Here is an 18,067-nt window from a genome sequence, read left to right as displayed (position 1 = left end):
TAAATACAAATATTTGCATACTGACGGAGCAATTGGATTACCTGATGTTCAATCCACCCCGACGTATGCCGTCTGAAAGGATAAGGAAATGCAGAAACACACCCTCCGCCGCCTCCCCCTATTGATTGCCGCCGCTTTCGCCTCCGAATGGATTTATGCCACCGATGCGGTGCAAGATGCGGAACAGGTGCAGTTGGAAGAAGTCGTCGTCACCGGCGAACGCACCAACCGCAACGGCTTTGAAACCGCCACGTCCAACCGCGTTTTCTCCACGCCGAACATCGACCGCAGCGGCCACAATCTTTCCGCAACCGACCTGATCAAACAGACTGTGAACACGGTGGACTTGGGCAGCGGCAACGATTTGCCGACCGTGCGAGGCGTGGACGGCTCCGGCCCTGCCGTCGGCGCGGTAGCGTTCTTTGCGGGCACGCGGCCGCGCCTGAACCTGTCCATAGACGGCCGCTCCGCCACTTACAACGAATACGCCTTCGGCACGCAATCGCTGTGGGACATGCAGCAGGTGGAAGTCTTGCGCGGGCCGCAAAGCCATGTGCGCGGGCAGAACGCGGTGGCGGGCGCGGTGGTGATGCGTTCCAAAGACCCGACCGACGAATGGGAAGGCGCGCTACGCTTGGGTTTGGGCAACCAGAAAACGCGCAACATCGCCGGCGTAGTGTCCGGCCCGATTGTGAAAAACAACCTTGCCTTCCGCTTGAGCGCGGAACGGCAGCAGCGTGAAAGCTACGAGCCGTTCGTGTCCTACGAGCCGACCGGCAACCCGCGCCGCGTGGAAAACACCAACGTGCGCTTCAAACTCCTACTCACGCCCGAAAACCATCCCGATTTTTACAGCCGCCTGACGCTGAACCACATCCGTTCTCGCGCGCCGCAAAACGAAATCATGGGCAACACCGCCAGCGGCCGTTTTTTAAAAGAAAAGCCCGTGTTCGTAACCGGCTCGACATCGGGCATCTGGGACGTATCGTGGCAGCTTAACGACTATCTGAAACTGGAAAACAAACTGATTTACGGCCGCTACCACAACGAGCGGCTGCACCTGCCGATGACCGTCAGACCGCAAGGCGTGCCCGCCGAACTCAAAGGCCGCGAACTGCAATGGGAGCCGGTATTGCATTTTTCCAACAAAGGCCGTCTGAAAGGCCTTGCCGGACTGCACTACTTCCGCAGCAAACAAGACGAATGGGGGGACATCCGCAACGTCGGCGGCCGCAACACCTTTGACGACCGCAACAGCGTGCGCGCCCTGTTTGCCGAAACCACATACAGCCCCAGCGAAAAATGGGACATCACGGCCACCGCCCGCATTGAAAAAGAAACGCACAAACGAAGCGGCGGTAGCGGCGCACTGCACCTTGATTTAGACAAAGGCCAGACCGTGTTCCTGCCCAAAATCGACATCGCCTTCAAACCCACCGACCAATGGGTCAGCGGCATCAAAGCCGCGCGCGGCTACAACCCCGGCGGCGCGGGCATCACCTTCGGCCGCCCCGTCGTAACCTACACTTACGAACCCGAATATGTGAACAACTACGAGTGGTACACCCGCTGGCGCAGCGCAGACCGCCGCCTGCAACTCTCCGGCAACCTGTTCCTGAACCACTACCGCGACATGCAGCTCCCCTTCTATCTCGGCACCAACTCCGTCGTTATCCGCAACGCCAAAAAAGTCCACACCTACGGCGCGGAACTCGCCGCTGACTGGCAGGCCACCGAAAGCCTGAAACTCACCACCGGACTGGGGCTGCTCAACACCAAAATCAAAAGCTATCCCGACAGCGGCATTGAAGGCAACAAACTCGGCCGCGCTCCCAAATACACCGCCAACATCGGCGTGAAATACCTGAACGACAAAGGCTGGGAAGCCGGCGGCGACGTGCGCTTCTACGGCGGCTACTACTCCGCTGCGGACAATGCCGAATCAGGCAAAATCAGCGCATTCAACCAAGTCAACCTCTACACCGCCTACAACTTCAAACAAGGCCGCATCTCGCTCTACGCCGACAATGTGTTCAACCGCCGCCGCCCCATATTCATTTCCAGCGCCGACCGCCAAGACGCGCTCTACCAACGCCCCAGAAGCGTGGGCGTGAGCGCGGAATGGAAGTTTTAAATGAAGCTGAAATGATGAAGGCCGTCTGAAAAAACATAGGTCGGACATTTATGCCCGACCTACCGTTTATTCCTCCAAAACACCCAAAGGAATCCCATGCACTACTTCACCCCTGCCAAAATCCTGCCCGAAGGCACTATCTACCTGACCGACCTGACCCACGTCTCCGACTTCGCCGACTGGCTGACCGAATTCGAAACCCTGTTAAACCAAAACCCCCGCTTCGCCACCGTCTGCACCCCGATGCGGCGGCAGGTAAGCGATGAACAGCGCATTGCCGACCGCAAAACTTACATCGAATGGATAAAGGCACATCGGCCGCAACTGTCCGAACGCTGCGCCGCCATGCTCCTTATCGAACCCGACGCGGCGCAACTGGCGTTCTTCCGTGAACAATCATCTAAACTCGGCCCCGCGCTGGGCGTGAACTATATCGTCGAAGCAGATGAAACAACCGCCCTGCTTCGCGCAGAAGAAGCGTTGAAGGCCGTCTGAAAAGATACTAAACCTATTTAAATACAAATCAAGTCTTGCCACCCAATATGTTCAGACGGCCTTATCCCTTTATTTGGCTCATCTTCAAAAGAATCATGTGATGTCCGACAATCAGACTTCCCCAAACTCACGCGACTGGCTGCTGCTTATCGGCGGCAGCACTTACAAATTTACGCTAACCGGTTTTTATCTGGTCGCGCTGGTCGCTATTTTGAAAAATCATGGTTACAGCCTGAACCAACTGAGCTGGATTCATTTAATCGGCAGTATCGAAGCCGCGAAGGTATTGTTTGCCGCACTGATGGAGCGGCGGCTGGCGGGGCGGTTCGGGCGGTTTCGCGGCTGGCTGCTGGCGGCGACGCTGGGGCTTTCAGCAGTGTTCGGACTGATGGCCTGCACCGACATAACGCAGAACTTCGCGCTGCTTTTGACCTGCTGCGTACTGCTCTCGGCGATGTCGGCGGTGTACGGCTGCGCGATGCTGGGTTTGTCGTGTATCGTCCTGCCGCACCGCGAACGCGGTTTCGGCGGCGTGATTCAGACGATGGCGGCGCGCGGCGGCAAGATGATCGGCGGCGCACTGGTGTTGTGGCTGTATCAGGAATACGGACAGACGGCGGCAGCGGGCTTTATGCTGGCGTTCAGCCTGCTGATGCTGCTGCAACTCTTGTGCTACCGCGAGCCGGAAAGTCCGACTGCGCAAGGCAGTTGGACGGCGTTGGCAACGCGGCTGATTTCTTTTTGGCAGCAACCTGAAACAGGCTGGCGGTGGCTGGTTTTACTGTTTGCCGTTGCCGCGCCATATGCGTTTATGGCGGCGACTTTTGTGCCCAAACTGGCGGATTTGGGCTTCACTCCGAAACAAACGGGCGGAATTTTGGCGATAGGTATTCCTGTTGCCTGCCTGATTGTGACGCCGCTGTCGGGCTGGTTTTCGCGCAATTATCCGCGCCGCAAACTCGTGTTCCTACTCTACGTGCTGCAACTGCCGCTTTTGGCATCCATGACCGCCATCGATACGCTCGCACGCGTCCACCCTTGGCTGCCCCCCGCGCAAATCATCGCCCTGAGCCTGAGCTACACGCTACTGCTGCCGGTGATACTGGCGTTGGTGATGGACAAATCCGACCGCGCCACCGCTGCACTCGACAGCAGCCTGCAATTTTCCGTCGTCCTGCTCGGCAGTTACGCGACCGGTTTCGCCGCCCTACGTCTGGCAAAGGCTATTGGTTATACAGATGCGTATTGGGTTGCAGTGTACTTAGCCGTATTGGTAGGCCTGCTTTTATATTTGAATAGAAATTTATTCAATCATTCAGAGCGTGATTCACAATAATTCGCTTAGATATTTATCCATCGATTTTAATTGGGCGTGCCTCCGGATAATTTTTCATTTTATTGCACAATCTCTCATGAAAATATAACAAAACGTGCCCATAATACTGCCGTTATTACACTCTTACATTCAAAAGGAACCTCATGACTGCTGTTCTCATCGTTCTCGGCTTGATTGCCATTGTTGTCGGCATTTTAGGCACTATTTATCCCGCCTTGCCCGGATTGGGTTTGATGTTTGGTGGCGCATGGCTGTTGGGTTATGCCGGCGATTATCAAGTGTTTGGCTCGGGTACGCTGACCTTTTTGGCCATCGTTGCCGTATTCGGTACTGCGATGGACTATGTGGCGGGTGCGCTGGGTGCAAAATATACCGGCGCAAGTAAAACCGCGGTTTGGGGTGCGTTTATCGGCGGCATCGTTGGTGCATTTTTCTCCATTCCCGGCTTGTTGCTCGGCCCGTTGACCGGTGCGGCCATCGGCGAATTTATCGCACGCAAAGACACTTGGCAGGCAGGCAAAGTCGGTATCGGTACGTTTATCGGCTTCATCATCGGTACCGTGGCCAAAATCGGCTGCGCCTTGACCATTGCACTGACTATCCTGTTTGTTTGGTTAGCCTCATTCTTCTAAACAAAAAATATTAAAGGCCGTCTGAATTTCAAGCATTCAGACGGCCTTTTTATTTCATGGTTTATTTGCCGCAGCAGGCTTTGTACTTCTTACCGCTGCCACACGGGCAAGGATCGTTGCGCCCCACTTTTTCGCCTTCACGGCGTACGGTTTGCGGCTTATTGATGATGGCCTGCCAGTACCAGTAAATATCAAGCAGGACATGCGGCAAATCAGATTCCAGCTGGGTCAGCTCTTTTTCATTCAGATGCAAGATGACTTCGCCGTTTTCCCCATCGTCATAGATACCGCCCAAAGCCATAATCGGATAGAACAAATCTTCAAACTCTTCCTGATCGACTGCTTCAAACCAATCGGTAGGCACAATATCCAGTGCGTAAAGATAAGCGTTACACCAAGTGTAGAAATCCGGATTGCCGGCTTCATCTTCATAAAACCACAAATCAGGCAAAATCTTCTCGTTGAGCTTCATGCGCATATCAGCGGCCATTGCCATTACCAAACGCTCGATTTCGGTGCGCTCTTTAGCATCAAACAAAGATTCTTCACCCAAAATCTCAGGCAGCCAGTTGGTCGGGTTCAAAGCATCCGGACCGCTCAATAAAGCCATCATAAAACCTTGAACCTCATCACAACGCATGGTGTTGTGGGCTTCGGATTTGGCATCCAGCAATTCCATCAACCGGCTGCGTGCCGCTTCATCAAAAGTCAGTATTTGCATTTTTGTTCCTTAAAATAAAATCGTATTATTGTTTTCAGACGGCCTGGGCATGGATACGCTGCCGCATTTGTTCAAACAGACAAACCGTCGCCGCCATCGCGACATTCAAGGATTCGGTTTGCCCCAACATAGGAATTTTGACACAGGCATCGGCCTTCTCTTTTACCGTTTCGCTCACGCCGCTGCCTTCGTTGCCAAACACCCAAGCACAAGGTTGACTGAGGTCCATTTCATACAAACCGATATTGCGCCCGCCCAAGGCAGTTGCCCAAATTTGATGCTGATACGTTTCCATCCAAGCGGATAATTCCACTCGGCTGAAAATAGACAGCAGAAAATGCGCGCCCATCCCCGCTCGCAACACTTTGGGCGACCAGATATCCACGGAATCATTGCCGCACACAATTTGCTTGACTCCTGCCGCCGCCGCGCTGCGCAAAATTGTGCCTGCATTGCCGGGGTCTTGTACCCGCTCCAATACCACGCAATCGCCGTCTGAAGGCAAGTCTGCCTGTTTCGGAATATCAATCCAAGTCATCACATCATCGGCATCAGTCAGACTGCTGATTTTAGACAGCGCTTCGTTACCGACCCAAGTAATCAATCCCTCATCCAACTGTGCCGTAATTTCTTGAATTTCAGGATGTTGCTGTTTCTTTTCAGGCAGGTAAACCTGTTTGGGCGTACCGCCGCTTTGCAAATAAGTTTGCAGCAGATGTACGCCTTCCAATACGGTTTCACCGCTTTCGCGCCTTGCTTTGGCCTGCATCAGCAGACGGAATAAATGTTTGAGCTGTTCGTTTTGAGCAGAGGTAATCAGTTTCATGGAACGCATTATAACTGTTTTGACTTCGTTGAAGCTATGCTTTCAGACGGCCTGACGGTTTTGCTTTGGAAATAAAAAACCCTTGCAATAAAGCAAGGGTTTTACATGATTTCATTTTTTACTGCACAACAGTCTGCTGCTCATTTTGCTGCTCGGTGCGGACAGTAGGACGGTTTTCAAGTTTACCGTCTTTTGCCGCATTCGGCACAACAGTCTCGCCAGGCTCGGAAGCCGCTTTATCAACAGGCGTACCGCTTACCGGAATGATATTTTGGGCAGGCTGAGTATTAGACTTCTCTGCAACTGGCATAGCGTCACGAGAAGTTTGCGGTGTAAATTGCCATACTGCAACAGCAATCGCACACACGCTGGCAGCGGCCGCGAAGAATTTAAAGAAGCCGCTATTGGCCGCTTCACGCTGAGCATATTTTTTCTGTTTGCCTTCAGCTTCGGCTTGAGGCACTGTAAATGCTTTGCTTTGCATACTTTCATCAGCCATCTTCACCGCCGCGCCCTGACGGATACAGTCGCCGATAATGTGGTACTCATGCCAAGCGCGCATAGCTTCCTCGTCTGCCAATACGGCATCCAGCATCTCATCAGTCAATGCTTCACCGTCCATCAATACAGACACATACTCCAATGCTTTATTTGTTTTTTCGTTCATTTTTATTACCACCTTTGATCTTCAGAAGTATCCAACAGCGGCCGCAAATCTTTTGCAATCAGTTCACGCGCTCTGAAAATACGCGAACGTACAGTACCTATCGGACAATCCACTACCCGAGCTATTTCTTCATAAGACAAGCCATCCATTTCCCTAAGCGTAATGGCTTGACGCATATCGTCTGGCAGTTGCGCAATGCTTGCTTCGACGGTCTGCAAGATTTCCCGATTCATCATTTCAGCTTCCGGCGTATGGTAATCCGCAATCTGATCGGTTAAATCAAGAACATCTCCCTCCTCATTGGCTGCTTCCGAGCTGACAAAAAACTGGCGACCCGAAGTGGTCAGAAAATTCTTTGCCGTATTGATACCGATACGGTACAGCCATGTATAAAACGCACTCTCACCGCGAAAATTAACCAGCGCACGATAAGCCCTAATCATTGCTTCTTGGGTTACATCGTGCACTTCATGCTCATCCTGAATAAAACGGGAAATCAGTCTGTTTAGCCGACGCTGATACTTGGACATCAGCATCTCGAATGCCTTATGGTCACCTTTCTGCGCGCGCTCCACCAAAACTTGATCTATTTGGCGATCGTTCATACCCAACCTTTAATCGTTTTACTGCTTTAAACCAAAAAATAGTAAAGCGTGCTGTGCACAATAAAGACAGCATCGCTTTGAAATAGTTCCACAAGATTACATTTAATCGCAAAAGTTTATTCGTGCAGATGCTCTAACATAAGCTGTATTGCTTATTATATATACACTTAGCACAAGTAGTTAAATTACTAATACTTACTAAATTTAAAGTTATTCTCTTTACTTTTCTGCTATATATTTGACCAACTTTTCATGAACAGGCAGATAGCCTTCGCCTATTTGAACATCGCTTCCCACCCGAAGATTAACAACAGCAAGGCACTTGTTGCCCATACTTAGGATAATCGGCCAATATTTACGGACGAGTGGCACAATATGACACTCTTGCAATAGTTTTTCGACTGATTTTTCCCTCTGTCCCGACTGAATCACATCACCTTTGACCACACTTCTAAGTACCGCCGGCTTCTCCAACTCCTCTTCCGACAAACCTCCCTTAAACGGTAATAAAACAAAACCATTTTCGAGCAAAATATCTTTCAGACGGCCTTGAACTTCCCTGCCATTACACCAAGGCAGTTTTTGAAACTCACTTTCCTGACAAACAAACAGCTTGTCCCGATATGCGACCAGTTCCCCATCTGGCAAATTCAACTGCGCCTGATCAGCGGTTTCCAATACTCGGGCAAAATCGGCAATACTGTGATAAGAAGGCAATGATTCCGTTTGCTTTCGCAAAAAATACCAAAGCAGTCGACGACGCAAAAGCGGCGTACATTGCCTCCACAGGCTGATGCTGAATATTCCGTTTGGACTAATGCGCTGGTATTCAGACTCAATCAATTCATCTAAAAGCTGCAAATCTTCCTGCAATAATCGAACATTGGCACAAATTTGCTGCTCAAAATTCGGAATACGCTGCTGCCATTGCGGTAAAGCCTGATTTCTCATCCAATTGCGTAAATAGCCGGAGTCTTCATTACTTTCGTCTTCAACAAAAGATAATCCCCACTGTTGCGCATACTCAGCCAATTCCTGACGAGAAAATGCCAAAAGTGGTCGCCAGATTTGAATTTCTTCATTTAAATTACGCCATACAGGCATGGCTGCCATACCGCGTAATCCGCCCCCGCGCACAGCCGACAACATAAATGTTTCGATTTGATCATTGTGGTGATGGGCCAAAACAATAATTTTCCTCAGGCCGTCTGAAAATGCCTGATATCGGGCAGCCCTAGCTGCCGCTTCCAAACCTTTTCCTTGGTTTTGCACATTAACGCGGCACACCCGCAAGGCAACATCCAGACGCTGACAATAATCCTGACAAAATTTTGCCCAACTGTCGGCATTGGTGCTTAAACCGTGATGAACATGAACGGCACGCAAATCAAAATGGCGAAATTCGCGCATCCGATGCAAAAGATGCAGCAGGACGACAGAATCTAATCCGCCACTCAAGCCAACTTCAAAAACAGTATGGTTCGGCAAATCAGGAAAAGCTGTTTGAAAACTTTTAAATAGGGAATCAGGGGATACTTGCGACATTTCAGACGGCCTGAAATTGTGAATGACTCAAAAATAGAACACAAAAAAAGCAAGCAGCGACATCTGCTTGCTTTTTCAGCAGTCAAACTTATTTATCGGTAAATTTACCGTAAGCCATGATGCGGTCAAAACGGCGAGAAAGCAAGTCAGGCATGGTCATACTTTGCGCTTCGCTTAATTGCTGCTCCAAAACGGTTTTAACGTTTTTCATCGTGGTTTCAAAATCACGGTGTGCGCCGCCCAAAGGCTCATCAATCACTTTGTCGATGACATCCAATTCTTGCAGGCGTTTGGCGGTAATACCCAATGCTTGCGCGGCATCTGCTGCTTTTTCAGCAGTTTTCCAAAGAATAGAGGCGCAACCTTCGGGAGAAATCACCGAATAAGTCGAGTATTGCAGCATATTAACATAGTCGCCGACAGCCACTGCCAACGCGCCACCCGAACCACCTTCGCCAATGATGGTGCACAATACCGGCACATGCAGGCGGGTCAGTTCGTACAAATTACGGCCGATGGCTTCAGACTGGCCGCGTTCTTCTGCACCAATGCCCGGATACGCGCCTGGTGTATCGACAAAGGTCATAACTGGAATATTGAATTTTTCGGCAGTCTTCATCAAGCGCAATGCCTTACGGTAACCCTCAGGACGCGGCATACCGAAATTACGGCGGATTTTTTCTTTGGTATCGCGACCTTTTTGATGGCCGATAACCATCACGCTTTGGCCGTTGAAACGCGCCAAACCGCCGACAATGGCATGATCGTCAGAATAATGGCGGTCGCCATGCAACTCTTCAAAATCGGTAAAAATACCGTTGATGTAGTCCAAAGTATAAGGACGTTGCGGATGGCGGGACACTTGTGAAATTTGAGCCGGAGTCAGCTTGCTGAAAATTGACTTGGTCAACTCGCTGCTTTTCTTTTGCAGTCTGGCAATCTCGTCGGAAATATCAACGGCAGATTCGTCTTGTACGAATCGCAACTCGTCAATTTTATTGGTTAATTCGGCGATGGGTTGTTCGAAGTCCAAAAAAACGGGTTTCATAAAACAAAGCTCTCGGTAACGGTTGCTGACATGATACGCTAATCAGACGTATTTGACAGCATTTCTCAAAGGGAAACTGCCATCTTTTGCAATAAAAAATCTTTCAGACGGCCTTTAACAAAGAAATAGTATATCTGCACTAAACGAATGAAGTGCCGTATCTTATGATAAACTTCAATTCAGTTCAATCATTTCAAACAGGCTATGAAAAACGATCATGACAATTCGTCCATGCGCTTGGACAAATGGCTGTGGGCCGCGCGCTTTTTCAAGACCCGCGCGCTGGCACAAAAACACATTGAGCTGGGCAGGGTTTTGGTAAACGGCTCGAAGGTGAAAAACAGCAAAAATATTTCTGCCGGCGACACCATCGACATGACTTTGAACTCCCTACCCTACAAATTCAAAGTTGCCGCGCTCAATCATCAACGCCGACCGGCACCGGAAGCACGTTTACTCTACGAAGAAGACATGAAAACGGCTGCCGAACGCGAAGCTCAAAAACAACTCGACCAAGCCAGCCGCATCAGTGCTGCTTATCCGGACGGACGCCCGACCAAACGCGACCGCCGCCAGCTTGACCGTATGAAGCGCGATAGCTGGTAAGCGTTGAATCCATTGTTTCAAACGGCCCCATATCCATACCGTCTGAAAACCAAAAACAGGCAGGACATCCTGCCTGTTTTTTATTTGTGATGATTAAAATTTATATTCTAACTGACCACGAATAACGTTTACGTCCTGCTTATCTGTGCCGACGGTAGGCGTAACCTGTTTGCCGGCCAAATAGAAGCCTTTAAGTTTCCAGTTTTTCCAAGGAATATAAGTTGCACCGATTTGCACGCCTTGGACGTTTTTGCTGTAATCCTCAACAGAAGAGACACCGGACAACGAACCGACACGGCGGTAGTTCAAGAATACGTCGTAAGAATTGCGGACGTTCCAGTCGGCTGATTTATAGCGCACTTCAGTGAACACGCCATCATTTTTGATTTTTTGGCCGGCATCATTATAGGCTTTGATATTGGACTTGCTGACTGCAGCCATCCAATGCCAATCGTCATTAAATTTGATGTCCGTACCGATTTCTCCGAAGACCGCATTTTTCTTCGCACCGCGTACATCGATGTCTTTCATGTAGCTGACGGTTGCGCCGACGTTGATATTCTCATTCACAGGCAACATGCTTTGAACCGCGGCAAAATGTCTGCGGCGGCCACCAATGCCCCATGCGTTGTCGTTCAGGTTGCCAGTGCGGCGGCCTGCATAGATTTTGGTAGGCAGGGTTTTATTGTCGAAGAAGATTTCACCGCCGGTTACTTCGGTATCCCATACGCGGCCGTATGAAGAAAACGCACCAAATTTACCGACACGCGCTTTAATATTGTTGTACAAAGTACCTTCGGCATACAGTTTATTGACCGGCACATCATGATCGCCGTTGAACTTACCGGTTTCCAAATCGATATTCGGCTCGATTTGCGCCACCAATTTCCAGTCTTTGTACAGTTTCGCGCGTAACCAAAACTCCGCATTAAAGTTGGCATTGGTATCTTCGGGCGTCGGATTAATGCCGCTGTTGTTGGCATTGATGTCTTTAGTATCCGCACGCACGCGCAAGCCACCATTCACAGTCAACAAATCATTAAAAATGCTTATTTTATCGTCATCTTTGCGAATGATACTGCCGGAATTGACGTAATCGTTGGTCGTGGCCAAAGCCGCCGCATCACGTCCGCCATCAGCATTCTCTGCCAAGGAATAAGACGATGAAGCCAATAAAATACAGGTTGCAATCAGTTTGGTTTGAAATTTCATGCCGACTCTCCAAAAGAAGGTATTGAAAGTGAAGTATTCGATAAAGCGTACAAAATTATGAATTTCGTATAAATTATTCATTTTATTTACTAATTATTTTTATCGTATGTAAATTAGTGTAATCAGTCAAGCAGATTTAAACGCTTTATCCTCTTTCAGACGGCCTCTTGATTCAAGTCAAACAGAAGCCTACTCATCAGGCTGTTCAAACTGCCATTCCAAAGCATCGGCCAATGCCGTCCTGCGTTTTTGATGGCATCCCACAGCCTGACACAATTCCTCCGCATTTCCCCAAAACACAAAACGTTCACGCGCACGGGTAATAGCTGTGTAAAGCAAAGCCTTATCCAAACCCCGTGCCTCTTCTTCACTCTCTGTTGTCGCAGGCACTGACGGGGGCAACAGCCATACTTCCCGATATTCCGAACCTTGGCTCTTATGCACCGTCATGGCAAAAGCCGATTCAAAATCGGGCAAACGGCTGATGGCAATTTTTTTAAATCCATCTTTCTCAGGAAAATAGGCAGACAAGCCATTCAACGATTCTTCATCTTTCATAATCAGCCCGATGTCGCCGTTAAACACTTCCAGCATATAATCATTGTGCGTAATCATGATGATTTGTCCGGCAAACCAAGGTGTTTCGCCCGAAACCTTGCCTTGCCGTTGCAGGTATTCTTGATAAGCCTGATTCAAATCATCCGCATCCTGCCGCCAAGCCGCCAATACCACCACATCGGCAGCATGACCATAGGCGAGTGCAACATTATTCTCTGCCACAGCCTGCCAATAATCCTGTTGCTTTTGATATAGCAAGGCGGCCTGCTCTTTCAGACGGCCTGATTTCATTTCCAATTCTTTGGGGAACTTGTCAAACTGTTCGACCGCAGTTTGCTTTTCCCCGGATACCACCGCCCTTGCCAAACAGCCGATACCGCTGTCTGCACCAAAACGGTGGCTGAACGTCAATTTGGCATTGTTTTGCGATAAAGTTTGTGGCCGCCCTTTTATCTCAAAGCCATGATTGGGCAGGTACACTTCCAGCTTTTCAGCGGTTTCTTTATCCAAAGCCGTCGGGCGCGACAATGCCGCCAATACGGCTCCCAAGCCAACCGACGGCAACTGGTTTTCATCGCCAAGCAACACAAGACGGCAGCCGGTAGGCACGGCGCGCAATAAATCCAACACCAGCGGCAAATCCAACATCGACGCCTCATCCACCACCAAAACATCCAAAGCAAGCGGATATTCATGATTGAACACAGGGCGCATTTGCGGCGGACGCAGTTTCAACAAACGATGGACAGTCTGCCCTTCCAAGTTTTCCAAATGCGCTTTAATGCTCGGAGACAAATCAAAACCGTCCAAAGCACGCTGCAAAGCCCGTGCCATATGTGCAGCCGCTTTACCTGTCGGCGCAGCCAACGCAATACGGGGCAGCTTCGTACTGTTATTGCAAATCAGACCCAAAAGCTTTGCGACGGTCGTCGTCTTCCCCGTACCCGGCCCGCCGGTAATCAGCATAAAGTTTTGCAGCAAGGCCAAAGCAGCAGCATCCCGTTGCTCTTTGCTGTCTTTAGTATCAAACCAGTCGCTCAGGCTTTTTGAAGCCACCATGAAATTCACTTCTTCCGCCTCGGCACTTGCCAGCCGTTTGATTTCAACAGCCAAATCATGCTCCAACTGCCACATCCGCCCTAAAAACAATTTCCGGCCTTGCAGGATAAGCGGTTTATCCGCATTACCGACCAAATTCGGCAAGTTGCTTAAGGCATCAACATCCGCTTTATCCAAATAAACAAACGAATGCCCGTTTTGCAAGGCTGCAAACAGTCGAACCACATAAGGTTCAATAACGGATGCGCCCTGTACTTCGTGGCGGCGGAAAAACGTTATGGCCGCATCTGCGGCAGAGGAAAGGATAGAGTCGGTCGGATTCATGGCTCAGAATTGATTGATACGGAAAAAAGAAAGGCCGTCTGAAAAACAGCGTTTCCATAAATGAAAACCTATTTTTCAGACGGCCTCTATTATACCGTTCAAAGCATAAAATATTTGCCTGAAATAATAACCTTATTGCAGCACTTGCAGGCTGCCGTCTTTCATGGTCATTACCCGGTCGAAACGCTCAGCCAGCTCGTCATCATGGGTCACCACAATCAAGCTGGTGTTCAATTCGCGTTTCAAATCCAGCATCATGTCCAGCACATTTTGCGCATTTTTACGGTCAAGGTTCCCTGTCGGCTCATCCGCCAACAGGCATTTCGGCTCATTGACCAAAGCACGTGCAATTGCCGCACGCTGACGCTCGCCGCCGGAAAGTTCGCTCGGACGGTGCAGCATACGCTTATCCAAGCCAACCTTTTTCAGCATCTTGACAGCCTTCTCCTCAGCCATCGCCTTGGGCATTTTGCCGATTAAAAGCGGCATCATGACATTTTCCAAAGCAGAAAACTCAGGCAATAAATGGTGGAACTGATACACAAAGCCTAAATAACGGTTGCGCAATTCACCCAACTGTTTTTGGCTCAAACCGCCCAAATCCTGATCCATCAGTATCACCTTGCCTTCAGACGGCATATCCAAACCACCAAGAAGGTGCAGCAACGTAGATTTACCGCTGCCTGATGAACCAATAATACTCACGCTTTCCGCTTCGGCAACTTCAAAATCCAAATGATTCAACACTTGTACATTCAATGCGCCATCATTATAGCTTTTGCCAACGCCAGTACATTTCAAAATTGTCTTATTCATAACGCAAAGCCTCCGCAGGTTGGGTTTTTGCTGCACGCCAGCTCGGATACAGTGTGGCAATAAATGCCAAACCAAGCGAAATGCAGGCAATAACGGCGACATCCTTCAAGTTCACATCGCTAGGCAGGTAATCGATGAAATAAACCTGTGAGTTAATCAAATGTACGCCAAATAGGTCTTCAAAAAACGCGACAATCTTACCAACATTCCACCCCAACAATACACCGCATACCACGCCCACAAGCGTACCAAAGAACCCCGCAAATGCGCCCTGCACCAAGAAAATCTTCATGACACCGCCCGGGGACAAACCCAAAGTGCGCAAAATCGCAATATCGGCTTGTTTTTCCGTTACCGCCATTACCAAAGACGAGACGAGGTTAAACGCAGCAACCGCGATAATCAGTGTCAAAATGATGAACATCATGCGTTTTTCCAACTCAACGGCTTCAAAATAGCTGCGGTTGTTAAACGTCCAGTCACGCACCCATACTTCATCTTTTTTAGCATCAGGAATCAACTTGGCAATGAAAGATGGTGCATTCTGAGGATCAGCCAGTCGCAAACGCAGCCCACCGACATTTTCACCCAGTCGATACAAGACTTGCGCATCCTTGATATGCGTCATAGCCAAGGTGTTATCGACTTCATAAACACCGGTTTTTACCACACCGACCACATTAAACTGCTTCAAGCGCGGTACCACGCCGGCAGGGGTAACGTTACCCTCTGGCGTAATCACTGTAACCTTGCCGCCAATCTCCGTGCCCAATGCCTCAGCCAGCCCTTGACCCAAAATAATATCAAATTCGCCCGGCTTCAAATCGTCGAAACTGCCGGCCGGCATATCCTTGCCGTAATCAACGACATTTTTTTCTTCAGACGGCAAAATACCGCGTATCTGCACTCCGCGCACTTCGCCAGCATTGGCAAGCAAAGCTTGATCGGAAACATAAGGCGCGCTAGCCAACACTTCCTTTTTGCCTTTTACAAATTCGCGCAAACTCTGCCAACCCGGCGCACTGCCGACATCGTAATAGCCGATTTCTGCATGAGGTGCGACATTCAACAATTGACCGCGTATCTCTTTCTGAAATCCATTCATTACCGATAACACCACAATCAGAGCCGTTACGCCCAAGGCGATACCTACGATTGAAATCATGGTAATAAATGACATAAAGCCGTTGCGTTTTTTCGCACGCAGATAGCGCAGGCCTATCCAAGTTTCTAAAGAAGCCATTCAAAAATGCCTCATTCGTTTGTCAAAAAAGGCTTATTGTACCGTAAAACCGACAGGTCGTCCGATTGCCCAACTGATGTAGCATTCAGGGATAAAGTGTATGTAAAACCATGTATCTTCCCGTAAATTCCGCCGAAAAACTTGCACAATCTGCCAATCGCCCTTATTCTGAAGCTGTGACACACTTTGTCACCATCAAAAAGGAAATACACTAATGAACAGCAAAAAATTCTTGGCCCTCGTATCTGTAGCTGTAGGTTTGTCATTCAGCTTCAATGCATATGCCGCCAAAGAAATCAAAATCAGTTCAAACAATACCGCTTACTCCGACGCCGATGTTCAAAAACTAGCAGCCACTGCTGTCGGCATGGGCGTAAAAGAACCTGTCAGCCTCAACAGCGGAAACGGTGTTGTTACCATATCCGGCAGCAGCGCAACCAAATGCGCATTCAAAGTCGGCAACGGCGATACGCCTCAAATTCAAGGCGTGAGCTGCAAATAATCTGATTTCATCAATGAAAAGGCCGTCTGAAAAACATTCAGACGGCCTTTTTATATTGGCATTTAAGATTGGATATTTCTTCTATCGTAAACAGCCTGTGCCAAAGTACCGGCATCCACATATTCCATCTCGCCGCCCAAAGGGATTCCCCTTGCCAACCGGCTGACTTTATAAGGAAGATTTTTAAACAATTCCGCCAATACATACGCTGTCGCGTCGCCTTCGGCTGTGAAGTTGGTTGCAATGATAATTTCCTCAATATCACTCGCCTGCAAACGGGCAACCAGCTTATCTAATGCCACTGCCGAAATATCCATGCCCTGCGCCGGACTGACTTGCCCCATCAAAACAAAATACAGGCCATCATGGCAATTAGCCGCCTCCATACTGGAAACATCCGCCGGCATATGCACAATCATCAAGCGGCTTTTCTCACGTTTTTCGTCGGCGCAAATTTCACACAAATCGCCTTCGCAAAATGTATTACACATCCGACAATGCTGCACCTGTCTCAAGGCAAACTGCAAAGCATCCACCAACTCCTGCGCTTCTTCGCGTTTGTACTGTAAAAGCTGGTAAGCCATGCGTTGAGCGGATTTCGGGCCGACATTGGGCAGGATTTTTAATGCATTAATCAAGCGGACAAAGGCATCAGGATTTTTACTCATGATTTCAGACGGCCTTTTAAAAGATAGCTAAAAATAAGAAAACAGCCGGAATTTATCCGGCTGCCCTACTCTAATATTCTGCTTATTCGGCAGCATTATTAACTTGTTGTGCACCTTGCGTACGATCGATTTTCTTATCCAAATACTGGAGCAAGGCATCGAAAACATTGGCGGAAAGCTGCTGAACCAAAGCCTGTTTAGCAGCCGGAATCTGTGAATCGGCATTTTCAGGAGCAGAAACGCTCTGAACTTCCATAATCACCGGCGCAGGCATACCTTCCAACAATGTATACGCAGGTTTGCCACCGACAGGACGCGCTTTCAGCAAAGCTGCATAAGCCTCCGGAGACATGGTTTTACGTGCATCTTGCGCGCTCAATTGAGAAACAGGCGACCATTGAACATCGGCAGCTTTACCGGCTTTCAATGCGGCCAAAGTTTCCTGGGCTTTTTTCTCTGCCAGTTTGGCGGCTTCAGAACGCAGATATGCTGCACGGACAGTGTCTTTAACTTCCGCAAATGGTGCGATTTTCTCTTCGCGCACTTCTTTCGCACGAATGACCCAAACGGTATCGTTGTTGATGGCGATCACTTCAGAATTGTGTTTTTTCTTCAGTACATCGTCGCTAAACGCCGCATTAATCAACGTTTCAGGCAAACCGGCTTCTTTCGCGCCTGCTTTGGTTACCCATTCATCCAGGCTTTCCACTTTCAAACCTGAATTGGCGGCTGCTTTTGCCAAAGAAGATGGATCATTAAAGGTATCTTCACCCAGTTTTTCTTTCGCAGCATTAAAGGCAGAAGCTGCTTTTTTCAGTTTCAAGGCTGCTTCGATACGCGCCTTGGCTTGTTCCAAAGTCGGCTCAGCTTCGACATTCAAAACTTTAATGACGTGATAACCCAAAGATGATTTAACGGTATCGCTGACTTCGCCTTTGCCCAATGCAAATGCCGCTTTATCAAACTCTGGCCCGAAGCCGCTGCCGCCGCTTTTGCTCAGATATCCCAAATTGCCGCCTTTATTGCTGCTGGACAAGTCTTTGGAATACTTGGCTGCCAGCTCGGCAAAC

General features: G+C 49.2%; 18 protein-coding genes. 6 read left to right on the top strand and 12 right to left on the bottom strand.

The genetic code is table 11. The annotated features are described in order from the left end of the window. Nucleotides 1–88 precede the first annotated feature (88 nt). From HMPREF2608_RS05355 to HMPREF2608_RS05340, 4 genes are all read left to right on the top strand, one after another. On the top strand, nucleotides 89–2,134 hold the full coding sequence (locus HMPREF2608_RS05355; protein WP_070826233.1) for a TonB-dependent receptor: 2,046 nt from the start codon (nucleotides 89–91) through the stop codon (nucleotides 2,132–2,134). A 96-nt stretch (nucleotides 2,135–2,230) separates the two neighbouring features. Continuing rightward, complete coding sequence (locus tag HMPREF2608_RS05350) at nucleotides 2,231–2,629, top strand: extensin (RefSeq protein ID WP_070826232.1); 399 nt, start codon at nucleotides 2,231–2,233, stop codon at nucleotides 2,627–2,629. Nucleotides 2,630–2,729: 100 nt separating this feature from the next. Then, the gene (locus HMPREF2608_RS05345; protein WP_070826231.1) at nucleotides 2,730–3,965 is read left to right on the top strand and encodes an MFS transporter; all 1,236 of its coding nucleotides are present in this window, start codon (nucleotides 2,730–2,732) and stop codon (nucleotides 3,963–3,965) included. A 143-nt stretch (nucleotides 3,966–4,108) separates the two neighbouring features. Then, nucleotides 4,109–4,597, top strand: a complete 489-nt coding sequence (locus tag HMPREF2608_RS05340; RefSeq protein WP_063075298.1) for a DUF456 domain-containing protein — start codon at nucleotides 4,109–4,111, stop codon at nucleotides 4,595–4,597. 61 nt (nucleotides 4,598–4,658) lie between these two features. Here HMPREF2608_RS05340 and HMPREF2608_RS05335 read toward each other — a convergent pair whose 3' ends face one another. From HMPREF2608_RS05335 to HMPREF2608_RS05310, 6 genes are all read right to left on the bottom strand, one after another. Beyond that, nucleotides 4,659–5,318 carry a YecA family protein gene (locus HMPREF2608_RS05335; protein ID WP_070826230.1) on the bottom strand — a complete coding sequence of 220 codons (660 nt, stop codon included), beginning with the start codon at nucleotides 5,316–5,318 and terminating at the stop codon, nucleotides 4,659–4,661. A gap of 34 nt (nucleotides 5,319–5,352) precedes the next feature. Next, nucleotides 5,353–6,144, bottom strand: coding sequence for a TrmH family RNA methyltransferase (locus HMPREF2608_RS05330; protein WP_070826287.1), 792 nt, complete (start codon nucleotides 6,142–6,144; stop codon nucleotides 5,353–5,355). Between the two features lie 118 nt (nucleotides 6,145–6,262). Continuing rightward, nucleotides 6,263–6,811, bottom strand: coding sequence for a sigma-E factor negative regulatory protein (locus HMPREF2608_RS05325; protein WP_070826229.1), 549 nt, complete (start codon nucleotides 6,809–6,811; stop codon nucleotides 6,263–6,265). Between the two features lie 5 nt (nucleotides 6,812–6,816). Then, the gene (gene rpoE / locus HMPREF2608_RS05320; RefSeq protein ID WP_004519728.1) at nucleotides 6,817–7,416 is read right to left on the bottom strand and encodes an RNA polymerase sigma factor RpoE; all 600 of its coding nucleotides are present in this window, start codon (nucleotides 7,414–7,416) and stop codon (nucleotides 6,817–6,819) included. Nucleotides 7,417–7,635: 219 nt separating this feature from the next. Then, on the bottom strand, nucleotides 7,636–8,961 hold the full coding sequence (gene tilS / locus HMPREF2608_RS05315; RefSeq protein ID WP_004519729.1) for a tRNA lysidine(34) synthetase TilS: 1,326 nt from the start codon (nucleotides 8,959–8,961) through the stop codon (nucleotides 7,636–7,638). Nucleotides 8,962–9,049: 88 nt separating this feature from the next. Further along, the gene (locus tag HMPREF2608_RS05310; protein WP_004519730.1) at nucleotides 9,050–10,009 is read right to left on the bottom strand and encodes an acetyl-CoA carboxylase carboxyltransferase subunit alpha; all 960 of its coding nucleotides are present in this window, start codon (nucleotides 10,007–10,009) and stop codon (nucleotides 9,050–9,052) included. Between the two features lie 204 nt (nucleotides 10,010–10,213). On the opposite strand from HMPREF2608_RS05310, the gene HMPREF2608_RS05305 reads away from it, so the two are divergent. Beyond that, the gene (locus HMPREF2608_RS05305) at nucleotides 10,214–10,615 is read left to right on the top strand and encodes an RNA-binding S4 domain-containing protein (RefSeq protein ID WP_003679090.1); all 402 of its coding nucleotides are present in this window, start codon (nucleotides 10,214–10,216) and stop codon (nucleotides 10,613–10,615) included. 93 nt (nucleotides 10,616–10,708) lie between these two features. Here the strand turns inward: HMPREF2608_RS05305 and HMPREF2608_RS05300 are convergent, their stop codons facing one another. From HMPREF2608_RS05300 to HMPREF2608_RS05285, 4 genes are all read right to left on the bottom strand, one after another. Further along, the gene (locus HMPREF2608_RS05300; RefSeq protein WP_070734809.1) at nucleotides 10,709–11,908 is read right to left on the bottom strand and encodes a hypothetical protein; all 1,200 of its coding nucleotides are present in this window, start codon (nucleotides 11,906–11,908) and stop codon (nucleotides 10,709–10,711) included. Nucleotides 11,909–12,016: 108 nt separating this feature from the next. Then, nucleotides 12,017–13,768: an exodeoxyribonuclease V subunit alpha gene (gene recD, locus HMPREF2608_RS05295; RefSeq protein WP_070826228.1), complete on the bottom strand. Its 1,752-nt coding sequence runs from the start codon at nucleotides 13,766–13,768 to the stop codon at nucleotides 12,017–12,019. A 132-nt stretch (nucleotides 13,769–13,900) separates the two neighbouring features. After that, nucleotides 13,901–14,584 (bottom strand): lipoprotein-releasing ABC transporter ATP-binding protein LolD, encoded by a 684-nt coding sequence (gene lolD, locus HMPREF2608_RS05290; protein WP_070826227.1) that lies wholly within the window; start codon nucleotides 14,582–14,584, stop codon nucleotides 13,901–13,903. Further along, a complete protein-coding gene (locus tag HMPREF2608_RS05285; protein ID WP_004519734.1) occupies nucleotides 14,577–15,827 on the bottom strand; it encodes a lipoprotein-releasing ABC transporter permease subunit in 1,251 nt (416 codons plus the stop codon). Before HMPREF2608_RS05285 ends, lolD begins: the two co-directional genes overlap by 8 nt. Nucleotides 15,828–16,041: 214 nt before the next feature. On the opposite strand from HMPREF2608_RS05285, the gene HMPREF2608_RS05280 reads away from it, so the two are divergent. Continuing rightward, a complete protein-coding gene (locus HMPREF2608_RS05280; RefSeq protein ID WP_070826226.1) occupies nucleotides 16,042–16,329 on the top strand; it encodes a hypothetical protein in 288 nt (95 codons plus the stop codon). A gap of 62 nt (nucleotides 16,330–16,391) precedes the next feature. On the opposite strand, the gene recR is transcribed toward HMPREF2608_RS05280, so the two are convergent. Then, nucleotides 16,392–16,997 carry a recombination mediator RecR gene (recR, locus tag HMPREF2608_RS05275; RefSeq protein WP_003679078.1) on the bottom strand — a complete coding sequence of 202 codons (606 nt, stop codon included), beginning with the start codon at nucleotides 16,995–16,997 and terminating at the stop codon, nucleotides 16,392–16,394. Between the two features lie 82 nt (nucleotides 16,998–17,079). Next, nucleotides 17,080–18,067, bottom strand: a 988-nt coding sequence (locus tag HMPREF2608_RS11655; protein ID WP_283122291.1) for a peptidyl-prolyl cis-trans isomerase, incomplete at its 5' end; no start/stop codon positions are given.

This window comes from Neisseria sp. HMSC064D07, from assembly GCF_001837185.1.
In the GTDB taxonomy this organism is placed as follows: Bacteria; Pseudomonadota; Gammaproteobacteria; order Burkholderiales; family Neisseriaceae; genus Neisseria; species Neisseria flavescens_C.
Note: the sequence above shows the minus strand (reverse complement) of the source record. Positions and strands in the feature narration are given on the sequence as shown.

Excerpts from the sequence above, each read along its gene's own strand:
- recD (WP_070826228.1), bottom strand. The coding sequence starts at position 13,768 with ATGAATCCGACCGACTCTATCCTTTCCTCTGCCGCAGATGCGGCCATA.
- HMPREF2608_RS05310 (WP_004519730.1), bottom strand. The coding sequence starts at position 10,009 with ATGAAACCCGTTTTTTTGGACTTCGAACAACCCATCGCCGAATTAACC.
- HMPREF2608_RS05355 (WP_070826233.1), top strand. The coding sequence starts at position 89 with ATGCAGAAACACACCCTCCGCCGCCTCCCCCTATTGATTGCCGCCGCT.
- HMPREF2608_RS05345 (WP_070826231.1), top strand. The coding sequence starts at position 2,730 with ATGTCCGACAATCAGACTTCCCCAAACTCACGCGACTGGCTGCTGCTT.
- tilS (WP_004519729.1), bottom strand. The coding sequence starts at position 8,961 with ATGTCGCAAGTATCCCCTGATTCCCTATTTAAAAGTTTTCAAACAGCT.
- HMPREF2608_RS05280 (WP_070826226.1), top strand. The coding sequence starts at position 16,042 with ATGAACAGCAAAAAATTCTTGGCCCTCGTATCTGTAGCTGTAGGTTTG.
- HMPREF2608_RS05325 (WP_070826229.1), bottom strand. The coding sequence starts at position 6,811 with ATGAACGAAAAAACAAATAAAGCATTGGAGTATGTGTCTGTATTGATG.
- HMPREF2608_RS05335 (WP_070826230.1), bottom strand. The coding sequence starts at position 5,318 with ATGCAAATACTGACTTTTGATGAAGCGGCACGCAGCCGGTTGATGGAA.
- rpoE (WP_004519728.1), bottom strand. The coding sequence starts at position 7,416 with ATGAACGATCGCCAAATAGATCAAGTTTTGGTGGAGCGCGCGCAGAAA.
- HMPREF2608_RS05350 (WP_070826232.1), top strand. The coding sequence starts at position 2,231 with ATGCACTACTTCACCCCTGCCAAAATCCTGCCCGAAGGCACTATCTAC.
- HMPREF2608_RS05285 (WP_004519734.1), bottom strand. The coding sequence starts at position 15,827 with ATGGCTTCTTTAGAAACTTGGATAGGCCTGCGCTATCTGCGTGCGAAA.
- HMPREF2608_RS05300 (WP_070734809.1), bottom strand. The coding sequence starts at position 11,908 with ATGAATAATTTATACGAAATTCATAATTTTGTACGCTTTATCGAATAC.
- HMPREF2608_RS05330 (WP_070826287.1), bottom strand. The coding sequence starts at position 6,144 with ATGAAACTGATTACCTCTGCTCAAAACGAACAGCTCAAACATTTATTC.
- HMPREF2608_RS05305 (WP_003679090.1), top strand. The coding sequence starts at position 10,214 with ATGAAAAACGATCATGACAATTCGTCCATGCGCTTGGACAAATGGCTG.
- recR (WP_003679078.1), bottom strand. The coding sequence starts at position 16,997 with ATGAGTAAAAATCCTGATGCCTTTGTCCGCTTGATTAATGCATTAAAA.
- lolD (WP_070826227.1), bottom strand. The coding sequence starts at position 14,584 with ATGAATAAGACAATTTTGAAATGTACTGGCGTTGGCAAAAGCTATAAT.
- HMPREF2608_RS05340 (WP_063075298.1), top strand. The coding sequence starts at position 4,109 with ATGACTGCTGTTCTCATCGTTCTCGGCTTGATTGCCATTGTTGTCGGC.